This window comes from Burkholderiales bacterium, from assembly GCA_035560005.1.
GTDB lineage: Bacteria > Pseudomonadota > Gammaproteobacteria > Burkholderiales > Eutrophovitaceae > DASRFY01.
In genome coordinates this window covers 125,938-141,489 of the sequence record DATMAN010000068.1, presented here as the reverse complement: position 1 = coordinate 141,489, position 15,552 = coordinate 125,938, and the positions used below count along the sequence as shown (strand labels likewise).

The window sequence follows — 15,552 nt, the reverse complement described above, 5'->3', positions numbered from 1 at the left end:
CCCGCCGCTGCGCCCGCGGTGGTGGCACCCGCGGCCGCCGCGGCACCTCGGCCGAGCGCGGCTGCTGCGGCACCGGCTCCGAGCGCATCCGCGGCGGTCGACGAAGGGGGGTTCGCGGTCGCGCATGCCAGCCCGGGCGTGCGCCGCTTTGCGCGCGAGCTGGGGGTGGACCTCGCCAAGGTGAAAGGAACCGGGCCGAAGGGCCGCATCCTGCGCGAGGACATTCAGAACTTCGTCAAGAGCATGGTCAGCGGCGCACCGGGGCCCGCCGCCGCCGGCGCACTCGCGCTCGTCGGGCTGCCGGCCTGGCCAGCAGTGGATTTTGCCAAGTTCGGTCCGGTGGAAAGGCAGGCGCTGTCGCGCATCAAGAAGATTTCCGGCCCGGCCCTGCACCGCAACTGGGTTCACATCCCACACGTCACGCAGAACGAGGAAGCCGACATCACCGACTTGGAAGCTTTCCGCAAGGAGATGGCCGACGAGGCGCAGAAACAGGGCGTGAGGCTCACGCCGCTCGCCTTCATCATGAAAGCGGCTGTGGCGGCTCTGAAAAAACACCCCGAGTTCAACGCCTCCCTCGCTCCGGAAGGCGACGCGCTGGTGATCAAGCGCTACTACCACATCGGTGTGGCGGTCGACACGCCGGGCGGCCTGGTCGTTCCGGTCATCCGCGACGTGGATCAAAAAGGCGTGTTGCAGCTGGCTAAGGAGCTCGCCGAGCTGAGCGCCAAGGCGCGCGACGGCAAGCTTTCGCCCGGTGACATGCAGGGCGGGACGTTCTCCATTTCCAGCCTCGGCGGCATCGGCGGCAGCCACTTCACGCCCATCATCAACGCGCCCGAGGTCGCGATCCTCGGCGTGGCGCGCGCGGTCGCGAAGCCGGTCTGGAACGGATCGGAGTTCCGGCCGAGGCTGATGCTGCCCCTGTCGCTGTCCTATGACCACCGGGTGATCGACGGCGCGCAAGGCGCCCGTTTCATCACTTACTTGGCGGCCGTGCTGTCCGATATCCGGCGCCTTACCCTATGAGGCGCCAGGTGCTCTTTGGACGCGGAAGGCACGCGCGTCGGCGCGCGCATTGACGCCGCGTGGCGGACCACTTCCCGACCGCGCACAGCCCGGGCTTGTCGACCCCGGGCTACGCGTCTTGCGGCCCCATCGGAGTCTTCGGCGGCACCTTCGATCCCATCCACTTCGCGCACCTGCGTCTGGCGGAGGAACTGGCCGACGTATTCGGCTTCGCCGAAGTGCGCTTCGTGCCCGCCGCGCTCCCGCCACATCGCGCCGCACCGGGCGCCTCGGCGGAGCACCGGCGCGCCATGGTCGCGCTGGCCATCGACGGCAATCCCCGCTTCCGCCTCGACGCGCGGGAACTCAAACGCGAGGGCGCCAGTTACACCTACGACACCCTGAGCGAGATGCGTGCCGAGCTCGGAGAGCGGCCGCTATGCCTGCTCATGGGTGCGGACGCCTTCGTCGCGTTCATGACCTGGCACCGCTGGGCCGAAATCTTCGACTTGGCGCATCTGGTGGTGGCACGCCGGCCTGGCTACCCGCTCGAGCAGCTCGCCGCTTCCCTGCCCGGTCCGCTCAAGTCGGCCTACCTGAAGCGCCACCTGCCCGATCCGAACACCTTGCCACTGGAGCCGGCGGGCCGGATCTTCACCCACGAGCTGACCGGCCTGGACGTCTCGGCCACCGGGCTGCGCGCGCTGATCGCGCGCCGCGGCAGCCTGCGTTACCTGATGCCCGACGCGGTCATTGCCTATATTGAAAGCCATGGCCTGTACCGGGAGCGCAATGCGCGCTGAATCGATCCGCGACGCCGCCATCGAGGCGCTGGAAGACATCAAGGCCAAGGACATCGTTGTCCTGGACGTTCGAAAGATGACCTCGCTGTTCGACTACATGATCGTGGCGAGCGCGGAGTCGACCCGTCAGGCCCGGGCGCTGGCAGCCAACGTCCGGGAGAAGCTCAAGGCGGGCGGGGCAACGGTGCACGGCGTGGAAGGCGAGCGCGCTGCGGAGTGGGTTCTGGTCGACCTCGGCGAGGTCATCGTGCATGTGATGCAGCCGCCGGTGCGCGCCTACTACAATCTCGAGCAGCTCTGGGGCGGCAAAGCGCCGGCCTATCACCCGCCCGGTCGTCGGGTGGCGCGCTGAAAGCCTCTGAAACTGCACATCATCACCGTCGGCCACAAGCCGCCTGCCTGGGTGGCGATGGGCTACGACGAATACGCGCGGCGCATGCCCCGGGAGCTAGCGCTGGTGCTGCACGAGATCAAACCGGACCGCCGCGGCGATGCGAGCGCTGCGGCGCGGGGGCGCGTGCAGGCGGGGGAAAGGACGCGCATCCTTGCCGCCGCGCCGACGGGCAGTGTAAAAGTAGCCTTGGACGAACGCGGCAAGGCGCTGACCACGGCCCAGTTCGCGAGGCAGCTGGATGGCTGGATACGAGGCGGGCGGGACGTCTGCTTCCTGATCGGCGGGCCCGATGGCCTCGACGAGCAGATCAAGCGCGCGGCCGATCTCGTTCTTTCCCTCTCGCCCATGACGCTGCCGCACGCGCTGGTGCGCGTCGTGCTTGCCGAGCAGCTGTATCGTGCGGCTGCGCTGCTGCGCAATCATCCTTATCATCGGGACTAGCGACCGCCGGCGCGGATTCCAACAAGAGCAGAACAACGTGGCCTCCCTGGAACGACACATCTACCTTGCCTCGCGCAGCGCGCGGCGCCGTGAACTCCTCAAGCAGATGGGCGTGAACTTCGAAATGCTGCTGCTGCGCGAAGGCGTGGGGCGCGCGGCGGATTTCGACGAGACCCCCCTTCCCGGCGAGGCGCCGCGCGACTACGCCCTGCGGGTGGCCCGCGAGAAGGCGGAAGCGGGCTGGATACGACTCGAACAGCGGCGCCTGATGCGCCACCCGGTGCTCGCGGCCGACACCACGGTGGCTCTGGGCACCGAGCTGCTGGGCAAGCCCAGGGACCGCGAGGACGCGGTCGCCATGCTCAAGCGGCTCTCCGGCGCGACGCATTTCGTGCACTCGGCCGTGGCGGTGAAGTTCAACGAGCGGATCGAGGATGCGGTATCCACCACCGAAGTGCGCTTCAAGCCGCTGTCCGACGACGAGATCCGGCGCTACGTGGCCACCGGGGAGCCCTTCGACAAGGCCGGCGCCTACGGCATCCAGGGCAAGGCCGCCATGTTCATCGAGCACATCTCCGGCAGCTATACGGGTGTGGTGGGCTTGCCGGTATTCGAGACCGCGCGTCTGCTGGCCGCCTTCGGCTATCGCACGTTGTGAACGAGGAGATCCTGGTCAACGTCACGCCGCAGGAGACGCGCGTGGCCGTCATGCAGCAGGGCGTGGTCCAGGAGCTGCATGTGGAACGCAGCTCCAGCCGCGGCCTGGTCGGCAACATCTATCTCGGGCAGGTCTCGCGCGTGCTTCCGGGAATGCAGTCGGCATTCGTGCAGATCGGACTGGACCGCGCCGCCTTCCTGCACGTGGCGGACCTGTGGGGCCACCGCCAGAACCACGGCGAGACCAAACCCATCGAGAAGCTCCTGCATGAAGGGCAGAAGCTGCTGGTGCAGGTCGTCAAGGACCCGATCGGCACCAAGGGCGCGCGCCTGTCGACTCAGATCAGCATCGCCGGCCGGCTGCTGGTTTATCTGCCGCAGGAATCCCACATCGGCATCTCCCAGCGCATCGAGGACGAAGCCGAGCGCGCGCTACTCAAGGAGCGGCTGCAGCACCTGCTGCACGATCACGAGGACGGCGGCTTCATCATCCGCACCATGGCCGAGACCGCGAGCGAGATCGAGCTCGCGGCCGACGTCGAGTACCTGCGCAAGCTCTGGGCCGGCATCCAGGAGGCGGCGCGCACCGCGCAGGCTCCGGCGCCGCTCTACCAGGACCTCAATCTGAGCCTGCGAGTGCTGCGCGACTTCGTCAGTCACGAGTGCGAGCGCGTGCTGGTGGATTCGCGCGAGACCTTCCAGAAGATGACGGACTTCGCCAAGGAGTACACGCTGCAGTTTGCCGACCGCATCCAGCACTACACGGGGGACCGGCCGCTGTTCGAGCTCTACGGCGTGGAAGAGGAGATCGAGCGGGCGCTGGCGCGGCGCGTGCCGCTGAAGTCCGGCGGCTACCTCATCATCGACCAGACCGAGGCGCTCACCACCATCGACGTCAACACCGGCGGGTTCGTGGGCGGCCGCAACTTCGACGACACGATCTTCAAGACCAACCTGGAGGCCGCACAGGTCATCGCGCGCCAGCTGCGGCTGCGTAACCTGGGCGGGATCATCATCGTCGACTTCATCGACATGGAAAGCGACGTGCACCGTGACTCGGTGCTCACGGAGTTCAGGAAGGCGCTTGCGCTCGACCGCACCCGCGTCACGGTCAACGGCTTCACCCAGCTCGGACTGGTCGAGATGACGCGCAAGCGCACGCGCGAGTCCCTGGCACACGTACTGTGCGAGCCCTGTCCGACCTGCCACGGGCGCGGCGAAGTCAAGACGGCTCGGACGATCTGCTACGAGATCCTGCGTGAGCTGCTGCGCGAGGCGCGGCAGTTCGATGCCCGGGAGTTCCGCATACTCGCCTCGCAGAAGGTCATCGACATGTTCCTCGACGAGGAATCGCAAAGCCTGGCGATGCTCGAGGACTTCATCGGCAAGCCGATCTCGCTTCAGGTCGAAACGCTCTACACCCAGGAGCAGTACGACATCATCCTGGTCTAGAACGGAAACATCGCCACCCAGACACCAAGGCCACCAAGAAATTCGAGTGCAAAGCGCGTGTGGTCACCCGCCATCTGCAAGTCCCGCCGCGCGCGTATGCCTTGCAGACGCGGGCGAGCATCGCTCGATTTCGACCTCGATGTCGATTACGAGGGAACTATCGCACCCAGTTTTTCATGCGACCTTGGCGACTCTTACCGTCGGCGGCTCGGCGTTGAGCACGTCGCGGATGCGGGTCAGCTCTTCGAGCTGCTTGCCGAGCGCGAGCTGCTGCTTCTCCAGGTGGCGCACGCGCTCCTGCAGCGTGTTGATGTCGCCCGCGATCCTGCGCAGGCTTTCCACCCGATGCTCGAGCAGCTTCTGGTGGTCCTTCAACTGGGTGGACAGGGGATTGAGCGCACCGCGCAGCCAGCCATCCAGCTCCCAGCGCACCTCGCGGAACAGCTGCAGGCCCTGTCCCACCAGCTCGCGGTGGAAGCGCCGGATCACGAAGCGCTTCTCGCGTCCGAGCACGTTCACAGGGTCCCGGCAGAAGCGCTCCGTGCTCTGCTGCAGCGAGTGCATGCGCAGGATGTGCCGCTCGAGGTCGAGCGCCGGCGGCGTGAGCTTCTTGAACCCGTACTGCTGGTGGAACTGATCGTAGACGTTGTCGACGAAATCGCGGGTTTCCGAGGCGAACGCCAGGATCTTCTCTGCCTGCCGCGAGAACGTGTCGAACAGCGCCTGCATGCTGCGCATGAGGCCGGCGGTCGTCCAGCTGTCTTCCATCGCTTGCACGCTCCGGGCGAGGATGTCGTTGAGCCGTTCCTCTTCGAGCGTGGCGAGCAGAGCCTGCCCCTGCTTGAGCACGACGGTGTAGGACGTCTTGAAGCTCTCGGTGTGGCGCACGTATTCGTTGCGGTCGTGCTCGAATTTGCTCAGCAGGACCTTCGCCAGATCGCGGTTCTTGCCCGAGAGCTTGGACATCTCGCGCAGCTCGACACGGGTGGATTCGAGCTGGTTGATGACAGCCTGCAGCGAGGACTCGACCATGCCGCCGATCTCGCGCGAAACCGCGGTGCGCAGGATGAGCTGCTTGGACGGGATGATCTCATCGGCGAGCAGGGTTTCGAGCTGATCGATGCGGCTGCGCCTGAGCAGGAGCGCGTCGCCGCGAATGCGCGCCACCAGGGCCTTCTGCGCCGAGAGCGCGATCACGTGATCGGAGGGCAGATCCAGGATTCTCGCCGTCTCCTCGAGCTGGCGCTGGATGCCGCCTTCGATCTCCGAATCGGTCTTCAGGTCGTCCCACAGGAGATCGATCTTGTTGAGCACCGCGATGCGCCGGGTCACATAGTCCTTGACGTACTTCTGCCACACGTCCAGATCCGATTTGGTGACCCCCGTGTCCATCGCCAGCAGGAACACCACGGCGTGCGCGTTCGGGATCATCGATAGGGTGAGTTCCGGCTCCGTGCCCAGCGCGTTCAGCCCCGGAGTGTCCAGGATCACCAAGCCGTTCTTCAGCAGCGGGTGCGGGAAATTGATCATGGCGTGCCGCCAGCACGGGATGTCGATGCGCCCGCCCTGCTTGAGCATGACGGTGGTGGTCACGAATTCGGACTGGTCCAGCAAGCCCAGCGCCGCCGCCTCCTCCACCGGTACCGACTTCGTCTCTGCCAGGCTCGCCATCGCCTTGGCCATCTCTTCCTCGGAGCCGAGATCGAGCGAGATCTTCACCCATTCGACCGGCCGGTGCTTGAGCGCGGAAATGCTTTCCTCCCCGCGCCGCGACTCGATGGGCAGCAGGCGGATGTAGGGCTCGTCGCCCGGATCGTAGAAGATCTCCGTCGGACACATCGTCGTGCGGCCCACGTCCGAGGGCAGCAGGCGCTGCTTGAAATCGGAAAAGAACATCGCATTGATCAGCTCGGTCTTGCCGCGCGAAAACTCGGCGAGAAACGCGAGCACCATGCGATCGTTGCGCAGGCTTTCGGCCAGATCGTAGACGCGCAGGCTCTTCTGGATGTCGGCATGGCCATGGGTTTCCAGCCAGGTCTGGTAGGCCTCGATGCAGCCGCGCAATTCTTCGCGCCACTGCTGGTATTGGGCGACCTGGCTTTCGAGTTCAGTGGTCATCGTCGGCGAGATGGCTGATCCGGGCAAGCAGCTCCGGTCCGGCATCCACGATCTGCACCACTTTGGCCCGGGACCGCCCGCCTTGGCTAATGATAACCCTCCGGGCCGGCAACTGGAAACTTTCCGCAAGAAAATCAACAAGCAGGGCATTAGCCTTGCCGTCGATTGCAGGTGCGGCGAGGCGCACCTTGAGGCGCCCGCCGTGCAGGCCGGCAAACTGGCTGCGGCGGGCGTTGGGCTGAACGTGCAGCGCCAGCATCAGCACGTTGCGGGAGGCGTCATGCCGGTACCAGGTCACAGCCTCGCTACAGCATTCGCGCGAACAGGCTCTCCAGCGTAGAGAGGGGCCACATCAGGGCCAGCTGGCAGAGCACGAGCACGAAGAGCGGCGACAGATCCACGCCGCCGACCGGCTGGATCCAGCGCTGGAAAATCCGCAGAAATGGGCGCGTCATCGGCGAGAGGATGGGCATCGCCGGGCTGTGCGGGTTCACCCAGCTCAATACCGCCTGCACGATGGTGACGAACATCAGCACGTAGACGAACAGCCGCGCCAGATGGACGAGCGCGAGCAGTGCAAGCCCGATCAGGCCGCTTCCGATCGCGGGACCGAATTCGTAGCCCTTGAGCGAGAGCACCAAAGCGGCCAGAACGAACTTCACCGACCAGGCAAGCACCAGGCTCGACAGATCGTACCCCCACAGGCCGGGGATCACGCGCCGCGCCGGCAAGACGACGAAGTCGGTCAGCGCCGCGATGAAGTTCGCGAGGGGATTGCGGACCGGGGCGCGCACGGCCTGCAGATAGAATCGCAGCAGCAATGCCAAGGCGAAGAGCCCCAGGAAAGTCTCGAGCAGAAAAATGAACGCCTGGTTCATGCAACGCGCATCGCCTCACAGTCTCCCGAATTCCTCGCCCAGTTCCCGCGCGCGTTGCTCCGCCGCGCGCACCGCCTCGATGATCCTGTCCTTGACCGCGGAGGCCTCGAGCACCTTCAACGCCCGCTCCGTGGTACCGCCCCGGGAAGTCACTTTTTCTCGGAGCACGGCCGGCGGATCTTCCCCCCGGGCTGCAAGCCTCGCCGCCCCCAGAAAGGTTTCGATCGCCAGCTTGCGGGCAGCCGCCGCCTCGATGCCCAGGGCAAGCGCGGCCTGTTCCAGCGCTTCGATGAAATAGAACACGTAGGCCGGCCCACTGCCGGACACGGCCGTGACCGCGTCGAGCATCCGCTCTTGTTCGAACCAGAGGACGCTACCCACGGCGCCGAGAATGCGCTGCGCCTCGCGGCGATCCTTCGCGTCGACCGCCGGCGATGCATACAGGCCGCTGATACCCGCCCGGAGCAATGCCGGCGTATTGGGCATCGCGCGCACCAGCCGGTCCCGGCCGCCGAGCCAGCGCGACAGATCGGCCGTGCGAATGCCGGCGGCGATGCTGACCACGAGCGCATCACGAAACTTATCGCCCAGTGCGCGGCAGACCGTCGCCATCTGCGGAGGCTTGACGGCGAGAACCACCACGTCGTGCGCCGGGTCCGCTTCGTGCACGCTGGGGACGGTTCGCACGCCATGCAGCTCGGAAAGCCGGGCGCGGGCCTGTGCCGAGATTTCCGCGACTTCGATGTCGCGCGTCGCGAAACCCTGCTCGATCAAGCCGCCGATCAGCGCGTTGGCCATGTTGCCGCCGCCGATGAAGAGGATCTTCATGCGTCGAGGCCGTTTCCATTGCGCAACGGGCGTGCGCGCTGGCGTGGTCTTGCCGGGCGATCGGCGCCGACGGCCGGTCGAACGACCCCGGCCCGGCCGTCATCGGATTCGCAATCCGGTCTGGATGGCATCGCGACGGGCGGTGAACAGTGCCCGCAGTATAGGTGCTCCGGCGCAAGCACGGCAAGGCGGGTCGCGCGCAGCGCTGCAGCCCTCAGGCACGTTTCGGCCGTTCGCCGAAAATACCGCGCCCCACGCGCACAAGGGTTGCGCCTTCCAGGATCGCCGCCTCGAGATCCTCGGTCATTCCCATCGAAAGCGTGTCCAGCGCCAAGCCGCTCGCGCAGATGCTTTCCTTCAGACGGCGCAACTCGGCGAAGCGCACGCGTTGCAGGCGCATGTCTTGCGTCGGCTCAGGAATCGCCATCAGCCCGCGCAGGCGCAATCCCGGCAGACAGGCCGCTTGCCGCGCGAGCGCGAGCGCTTCGCCCGGAGCGACACCGCTCTTCGAAGATTCTCCGCTGACATTCACCTGGATACAGACGTTCAGCGCGGGCTGGGCGCGCGGTCGAGCGTCGGACAGGCGCTGCGCGATCTTGAACCGATCCACGGAGTGAACCCATGTGAAACCCGCGGCGATGGCGCGGGTCTTGTTGCTCTGGATCGGACCGATGTAGTGCCATTCGATGGGCAGGCCGCGCAACGATGCCATCTTGTCGAGCGCTTCCTGCGCGTAGTTCTCGCCAAAGGCACGCTGGCCGGCGTCGAACGCCTCGCGGATGGCGTCGGCCGGGAAACCTTTGCTGACCGCAACAAGGCACACTTCTCCGGGGTCGCGTCCGGCCTGTTCGGCGGCCTGCTCGATGCGGCTCCGAACGGCTTGCAAGCGGGCGGCTATTGTTGTCATAATCTGCTTGCACTCTTTACGCTAAGCCTCGAATGCAGCTAGATTTTTCTGCCCAGCGCGGACGCCTTCAGGAGGCTTTGAGTACCCGTCCCTATCGCCCAGCGGATTATAGATGGACATCGCCGAACTTCTCGCCTTTGCGGTAAAGAACAAGGCCTCCGACCTGCACCTTTCGGCCGGATTGCCGCCGATGATTCGCGTGCACGGGGACGTGCGCCGGATCAACCTGCCGCCCATGGAGCACAAGGACGTACATGCCATGGTGTACGACATCATGAACGACGGGCAGCGCAAGTTCTACGAGGAGAATCTCGAATGCGATTTCTCCTTCGCGATACCCAACCTGGCGCGCTTCCGGGTCAACGCCTTCGTCCAGCACCGCGGCGCCGGCGCGGTGCTGCGCACGATCCCCTCGAAAGTGCTCACCCTCGAGGAACTCAAGGCCCCGGCGATCTTCAAGGAGATCTCCGAATATCCGCGCGGCATCGTGCTGGTGACCGGACCGACCGGCTCGGGCAAATCGACGACTCTAGCTGCGATGATCAACCACATAAACGAGAACGAATTCGGCCACATCCTCACGGTCGAGGACCCGATCGAGTTCGTGCACGAGTCGAAGAAATGCCTGATCAACCAGCGCGAGGTCGGGCCGCACACGCTGTCGTTCAACAACGCGCTCAGATCGGCGCTGCGCGAGGACCCGGACGTGATCCTGGTGGGCGAGATGCGCGATCTCGAAACCATTCGGCTCGCGCTCACTGCGGCCGAGACCGGACACCTAGTGTTCGGCACGTTGCACACCAGTTCCGCAGCAAAGACCATCGACCGCATCATCGACGTGTTTCCCGCGGCGGAGAAGGAAATGGTGAGGGCGATGCTGTCGGAGTCGCTGCGCGCGGTGATCTCGCAGACGCTGTGCAAGACCAAGGACGGCAGCGGACGCGTGGCGGCGCACGAGATCATGATCGGCACTCCCGCCATCCGCAACCTGATCCGGGAGGCGAAAGTGGCGCAGATGTACTCGGCCATTCAGACCGGACAGAGCGTGGGCATGCAAACGCTCGATCAGTGCTTGACCGAACTGGTCAGGCGCAACGTCGTTTCCAAGGAAGAAGCGCGCTCCAAGGCCGCCAACAAAGAGAACTTCATGTAAGGACGGCCGGACGGCGGACGCATCGCCCGGGAGAAACGCATGGAACGAGACCAAGCAGTCAAATTCGTGCACGAGTTGCTGCGTGCGATGGTCGCCAAGAAGGCGTCGGACCTGTTCATCACGGCCGGATTCCCGCCGGCGTTCAAGCTCGACGGCAAGATGACGCCGGTGTCGAACCAGACGCTGACCCCGCAGCACACGCAGGAACTGGCCCGCGCGCTGATGAACGACAAGCAGGCGCAGGAATTCGAAGCCACCAAGGAGTGCAACTTCGCGATCAGCCCTCCCGGGATCGGCCGCTTCCGGGTCAACGCCTTCGTCCAGCAGCAGCGCGTCGGCATGGTGCTGCGGACCATCACCACCACCATCCCCAAGTTCGAGGACCTGGGCCTGCCGGCCACGCTGAAGGACGTGGCCATGTCCAAGCGCGGGATCGTTCTGGTGGTCGGCGCCACCGGCTCCGGCAAATCCACGACACTTGCCGCGATGGTGGGTTACCGCAACGAGAACAGCTACGGTCACATCGTCACGATCGAGGACCCGATCGAATTCGTGCACGACCACAAGAACTGCGTGGTCACGCAGCGCGAGGTCGGTGTCGATACCGAGTCCTGGGAAAACGCGCTGAAGAACACGCTGCGCCAGGCGCCGGACGTGATCCTGATCGGCGAAATCCGCGACCGGGAGACGATGGACCACGCGATCGCGTTCGCCGAGACCGGCCATCTGTGCCTGGCCACCCTCCACGCCAACAGCTCCAACCAGGCGCTGGACCGGATCATCAACTTCTTCCCCGAGGAACGGCGCCCGCAGCTGTTGATGGACCTGTCGCTGAACCTCAGGGCGATGATTTCCCAGCGGCTGATCCCGCGCAAGGACAAGGGAAGGGTCGCCGCGATCGAGATCATGCTCAACTCGCCCCTGATCTCGGATCTGATCTTCAAGGGCGAGGTGCACGAAATCAAGGCCATCATGGCGAAGTCGCGCGAGCTGGGAATGCAGACCTTCGACCAGGCGTTGTTCGACCTGTACGAGGCGGGACTGATCAGCTACGAGGACGCGATCCGCAACGCCGATTCGATGAACGAGTTGCGGCTGGCCATCAAGCTGCACGGCAAGGAAGCCAAGGACAAGGACGTCATGTCCGGGCTGGATCACCTCAACATCGTCTAGCCGAGCATGAGGGAGGAAGGCGCAGGGACAAGGCAGCCGGCCTGAGATTCGATCCGCTCATCCCTCCTCCTTTATCCTCGCTCTCCTCATCGAGCCCGCCACCATCCTGAACTCGTAGAGCCGGCATTCCAGGGGGCCGTTGTAGAGCACAATGCGCTTCGAGGGCCGCAGCCCGATGAGCTTCGGCAAGCGCAGGTCGGCCGTGAAGACATAGGCGCGCCAGCCGGCGAAGTTCCGTTTCAGCGCGTTGCCCAATTCCGGATAGAACTCGGCGACCCTGCGTTGATCTCCCAGCCGCACGCCGTAGGGCGGGTTCGCGATCAGCACGCCGCGGGCCGCCGGCGCCGCGATCGACCGCACGTCGGAGCGCTCCAGCCTCACCGAGCGCTCCACGCCCGCCGCGATCAGATTGCGGCGCGCCGACTCCAGGGCGTCGCCGTCCACATCCGAGCCGAAGATCCGCAGCGGCGCAGGCACCGCCGGCTGCGCCGCCGTTTCGCGGACCCGTGCCCAGCACTGCGCGTCGAAGCTGTTCAACTTCTCGAAGCCGAAGCGGCGTTCGGCGCCCGCAGGCATTCCCAGTGCGGCCCGGGCCGCCTCGATCAGGAAGGTGGCGCTGCCGCACATCGGATCGAGCAGTGCCTCCTCGGCCGGCGTCCAGCCGGCCAGCGCCAGAATCCCCGCTGCCAGGTTCTCCCGCAGCGGCGCTTCGCCGGCATGCTGCCGGTAGCCGCGCTTGAACAGCGCTTCGCCCGACGTATCGAGGTAGAAGGTGTAGTCGTGCTCGGTCAGAAAGACGTGCACGCGCACGTCGGGGCGGGCGGTGTCCACGTTCGGGCGTTCACCGAACGCTTCGCGGAAGCGGTCGCAGACCGCGTCCTTGATGCGCAGCGTGACGAAATCCAGGCTCCTGAGCGGGCTGCGCACGGCCGAAACGTTGACGCGCATGGTGCGGTCCACCGCGAAAAAGCGATCCCACTCCAGCGTGCGGGCCGCGCGGTAGAGATCCTCCTCGCCGTGGTACCGGCCCGAGCCGATCCGCCACAGCACGCGGCTCGCGATGCGGCTGCACAGATTCGCGCGGTACATGGTCTGCAGCGTGCCGGTGAAAGCCACGCCGCCCTCGGTTCTGGAAACCTGCTGTGCGCCAAGCGCGTCAAGCTCGCGGGCCAGCACGGTTTCCAGCCCGCGCGGGCAGGAAGCGAAGAATCTTTCCATCGGTCAGAGCGGCAGAAAGACCTCCAGCTCGACGCGCTTCCAGGGATCGCGGTGACGGGTCAGACGCGTGATGCGAGCCTCCAGCCGATTGCCGTGGTCGAGCTGGCGAGCCACCGCCGCGTTTTCCACCCGGGGCAGGTAGCCGATCATGCGGCCGTTCCACTCGACCCTGACCGCGCGGGCGTCGTAGGGGTTGTCGGGCTCGCGCACCAGGACCAGCCGGTCGCCGACCTTCATCTCCTCCCAGACGGCCTTGCCGTCGTGGTACTGGAAGCCGGCGAGCGGCGAGACCTGTACCAGAATCCGCGCGCGCACCGCCTCATCGGCAAACAGGGTCGCCGAGCACGCCAGAAACAGCAGCAGGAGGACGCGGGCCATCAGAAGGGCTGCAGCTCGACCAGGAAGACGATCGCGAAGAGGAAGATCACCGGCACTTCGTTGAACCACCGATACCAGACGTGACTGCGCCGGTTGCGGTCGTGCTTGAAGTCCTGCAGCAGGATGCCGCACCAAATGTGGTAGCCGATCAGCAATCCGACCAGGGCGAGCTTGGCATGCAGCCAGCCCCCGCCAAAACCCCAGCCCAGCCACAACCAGACGCCAGAGGCAAGCGTCAGCACGGCCCCGGGGGTCATGATCCCGTAGTAGAGCTTGCGCTCCATCACTTTGAAGCGCTCGACGCCCTCGCGCTCGACCGCCTGCGCGTGGTAGACGAAAAGCCGCGGCAGATAGAACAGCCCCGCGAACCACGTCACCATGAAGGCGATGTGCAGCGACTTGACGATCAGCATGCGGACTCTATTTCAGCAATCGGCGGCGCGACAGCACCAGCGCCGCGTAGAAGCCGGCGGCCGCATAGCCGAGCAACACCAGCACGTGGATGGCCACACCGTCGGGAGAGCTGCCCCGGATCAGCGGCCGCACGAGATCCACGGCATGGCTGAGCGGCAGGACGGCGGAGACGGATTGCAGCACCGGAGGAAGCTTGTCGACCGGGAAGAACACGCCGCACAGCAGCACCATCGGTGTGATGAACAGCGTGAAGTAGTACAGGAAGAAATCGTAGCTCGGCGACAGCGCGTTCATGATCAGCCCGAGCGAAGCGAACGTGAGCCCGATCAGGAAGGCGAGCGGGATGATCCACAGCGTCAGCGGCGAGTGCGACAAGCCCAGTATCCACACGACCAGCAAGATGGCCAGACCGGAAAGAAAGCTCTTGCTCGCCGCCCAGACCGCCTCCGCCAGCACGATGTCGTCCAGGTTGAGCGGCGCGTTCATGATCGCGTCCCAGGTTCGCTGCACATGCATGCGCGAGAAGGCGGAATACAGCGCCTCGAACGTCGCGGTGTTCATGGTGCTGTAGCAGACAGTGCCCGCTGCCAGAAAGGTCACGTACGGCAGCCCGTCGATTCTGCCGATCAGCGCGCCCAGGCCGTAGCCCAGCGCGAGCAGATAGAACATCGGGTCCGCCAGATTTCCCAGCATCGAGGGAATGGCGAGCTTGCGCCAGACCAGGAAATTGCGCCTCCATACCTGCAGGAAGCGCAGGCTGACGGCAGGCGGTGCGAAATCCTTCGCTCTCATACGGACCTCAGCTCGCGCTCGCCGGCCGGTCAATCACGCAGATCCCGGCCGGTAAGCTTGAGGAATACGTCCTCCAGGTTCGCCGCTCGATGCAGGTAACGCAGACCGGCGCGCCCTTCCAGGGTACGGATCAGCGGCTCGGCCTTCTGCACATAGCAGAAGATCGTCTCCCCGGCCCGCTCGATGCGGTCGGCCAGGCGCCCGTGCTCGCGCGCCCAGTCCTCGACGTGATCGCCGAACAGCTCGACGACTTCCGGCTCGATGTGGCGCGCGATCAGCTGGCGCGGCGCGCCGGTGGAGATGATGCGCCCGTGATCCATGATCGACAGGCGATCGCACAGTCGCTCCGCTTCGTCCATGAAGTGCGTGGTGAGCAAAATCGTCTTGCCGCGCGCCAGCAACTGCTTGAGGCGGTCCCAGATCAGGTGGCGCGCCTGCGGATCCAGTCCCGTGGTGGGCTCGTCCATGAACATCAGATCGGGGTCGTTGATCAGCGCGCGAGCCAGCGCCAGGCGCCGCTTCATTCCGCCAGAGAGCTGCTGGATCTTGGAGTGCGCCCGGTTCGTCAGCCCTGCAAACTCCAGCAGCTCGGGAACGCGCGCGCGGATCGCTGCATCGGATTCGCCGAAATAGCGGCCGTAGACCAGCAAATTCTCGAAAACCGTGAAGTCAGGATCGAGATTGTCCACCTGGGGTACCACGCCGAGACGGATGCGCGCTTCGCGCGCCGCCTTCGGTACCGGCCGGTCGAGCAGCGTGATCTCGCCACCGTCCGGATCGGTCAATCCGAGACACAATCGCAGCGTGGTGGTCTTGCCCGCTCCGTTCGGACCGAGCAGTCCGTAGCATTCGCCGCGCTCGAGGCTCAGGCCGATTCCCCGGATGACTTCGTTCTCTCCGTAGGACTTGCGCAGCTCGCGAACCTCCAGCAGCGGCAT

Annotated in this window: 18 protein-coding genes; 8 read left to right on the top strand and 10 right to left on the bottom strand. The window is 65.5% G+C overall.

Annotated features, from left to right (window positions below):
• The 6 genes from VNM24_10650 to rng all read left to right on the top strand — a co-directional run.
• On the top strand, nucleotides 1-1,029 hold a 1,029-nt coding region (locus VNM24_10650; protein HWQ39049.1), incomplete at its 5' end, for a 2-oxo acid dehydrogenase subunit E2.
• A gap of 59 nt (nucleotides 1,030-1,088) precedes the next feature.
• On the top strand, nucleotides 1,089-1,811 hold the full coding sequence (gene nadD, locus VNM24_10645) for a nicotinate-nucleotide adenylyltransferase (protein ID HWQ39048.1): 723 nt from the start codon (nucleotides 1,089-1,091) through the stop codon (nucleotides 1,809-1,811).
• A complete protein-coding gene (rsfS, locus tag VNM24_10640; GenBank protein ID HWQ39047.1) occupies nucleotides 1,801-2,163 on the top strand; it encodes a ribosome silencing factor in 363 nt (120 codons plus the stop codon). The genes nadD and rsfS overlap by 11 nt, the downstream gene beginning before the upstream one ends.
• A 6-nt stretch (nucleotides 2,164-2,169) precedes the next feature.
• Nucleotides 2,170-2,646, top strand: coding sequence for a 23S rRNA (pseudouridine(1915)-N(3))-methyltransferase RlmH (gene rlmH, locus VNM24_10635; GenBank protein ID HWQ39046.1), 477 nt, complete (start codon nucleotides 2,170-2,172; stop codon nucleotides 2,644-2,646).
• Between the two features lie 37 nt (nucleotides 2,647-2,683).
• Nucleotides 2,684-3,304, top strand: a complete 621-nt coding sequence (locus VNM24_10630) for a Maf family protein (protein ID HWQ39045.1) — start codon at nucleotides 2,684-2,686, stop codon at nucleotides 3,302-3,304.
• Nucleotides 3,301-4,755 (top strand): ribonuclease G, encoded by a 1,455-nt coding sequence (gene rng / locus VNM24_10625; protein HWQ39044.1) that lies wholly within the window; start codon nucleotides 3,301-3,303, stop codon nucleotides 4,753-4,755. The genes VNM24_10630 and rng overlap by 4 nt, the downstream gene beginning before the upstream one ends.
• A 174-nt stretch (nucleotides 4,756-4,929) precedes the next feature.
• Here rng and VNM24_10620 read toward each other — a convergent pair whose 3' ends face one another.
• The 5 genes from VNM24_10620 to VNM24_10600 form a co-directional block, all read right to left on the bottom strand.
• Nucleotides 4,930-6,873 carry a dynamin family protein gene (locus VNM24_10620; GenBank protein HWQ39043.1) on the bottom strand — a complete coding sequence of 648 codons (1,944 nt, stop codon included), beginning with the start codon at nucleotides 6,871-6,873 and terminating at the stop codon, nucleotides 4,930-4,932.
• Nucleotides 6,863-7,132 carry a DUF167 domain-containing protein gene (locus VNM24_10615; protein ID HWQ39042.1) on the bottom strand — a complete coding sequence of 90 codons (270 nt, stop codon included), beginning with the start codon at nucleotides 7,130-7,132 and terminating at the stop codon, nucleotides 6,863-6,865. The genes VNM24_10620 and VNM24_10615 overlap by 11 nt, the downstream gene beginning before the upstream one ends.
• A 46-nt stretch (nucleotides 7,133-7,178) precedes the next feature.
• Complete coding sequence (locus tag VNM24_10610) at nucleotides 7,179-7,751, bottom strand: YggT family protein (protein HWQ39041.1); 573 nt, start codon at nucleotides 7,749-7,751, stop codon at nucleotides 7,179-7,181.
• 15 nt (nucleotides 7,752-7,766) lie between these two features.
• Entirely contained in the window at nucleotides 7,767-8,579 is an 813-nt protein-coding gene (gene proC, locus VNM24_10605; GenBank protein ID HWQ39040.1) for a pyrroline-5-carboxylate reductase, read from the bottom strand.
• A gap of 214 nt (nucleotides 8,580-8,793) precedes the next feature.
• The gene (locus VNM24_10600) at nucleotides 8,794-9,486 is read right to left on the bottom strand and encodes a YggS family pyridoxal phosphate-dependent enzyme (protein ID HWQ39039.1); all 693 of its coding nucleotides are present in this window, start codon (nucleotides 9,484-9,486) and stop codon (nucleotides 8,794-8,796) included.
• 112 nt (nucleotides 9,487-9,598) lie between these two features.
• Here VNM24_10600 and VNM24_10595 point away from each other — a divergent pair, with 112 nt between their 5' ends.
• Nucleotides 9,599-10,639, top strand: a complete 1,041-nt coding sequence (locus VNM24_10595; GenBank protein ID HWQ39038.1) for a type IV pilus twitching motility protein PilT — start codon at nucleotides 9,599-9,601, stop codon at nucleotides 10,637-10,639.
• A gap of 39 nt (nucleotides 10,640-10,678) precedes the next feature.
• Nucleotides 10,679-11,812: a PilT/PilU family type 4a pilus ATPase gene (locus VNM24_10590; protein HWQ39037.1), complete on the top strand. Its 1,134-nt coding sequence runs from the start codon at nucleotides 10,679-10,681 to the stop codon at nucleotides 11,810-11,812.
• 57 nt (nucleotides 11,813-11,869) lie between these two features.
• Here the strand turns inward: VNM24_10590 and VNM24_10585 are convergent, their stop codons facing one another.
• Genes VNM24_10585 through VNM24_10565 form a run of 5 tightly spaced genes read right to left on the bottom strand, consistent with a single transcriptional unit; the run spans nucleotide 11,870 to nucleotide 15,552 of the window.
• Nucleotides 11,870-13,030, bottom strand: a complete 1,161-nt coding sequence (locus tag VNM24_10585) for a THUMP domain-containing protein (GenBank protein ID HWQ39036.1) — start codon at nucleotides 13,028-13,030, stop codon at nucleotides 11,870-11,872.
• A gap of 3 nt (nucleotides 13,031-13,033) precedes the next feature.
• Nucleotides 13,034-13,408, bottom strand: a complete 375-nt coding sequence (locus VNM24_10580; GenBank protein ID HWQ39035.1) for an HIRAN domain-containing protein — start codon at nucleotides 13,406-13,408, stop codon at nucleotides 13,034-13,036.
• Nucleotides 13,408-13,821: a CopD family protein gene (locus VNM24_10575; GenBank protein HWQ39034.1), complete on the bottom strand. Its 414-nt coding sequence runs from the start codon at nucleotides 13,819-13,821 to the stop codon at nucleotides 13,408-13,410. The genes VNM24_10580 and VNM24_10575 overlap by 1 nt, the downstream gene beginning before the upstream one ends.
• Before the next feature lie 7 nt (nucleotides 13,822-13,828).
• Nucleotides 13,829-14,614, bottom strand: coding sequence for an ABC transporter permease (locus VNM24_10570; protein ID HWQ39033.1), 786 nt, complete (start codon nucleotides 14,612-14,614; stop codon nucleotides 13,829-13,831).
• Between the two features lie 29 nt (nucleotides 14,615-14,643).
• Nucleotides 14,644-15,552: an ATP-binding cassette domain-containing protein gene (locus tag VNM24_10565; GenBank protein HWQ39032.1), complete on the bottom strand. Its 909-nt coding sequence runs from the start codon at nucleotides 15,550-15,552 to the stop codon at nucleotides 14,644-14,646.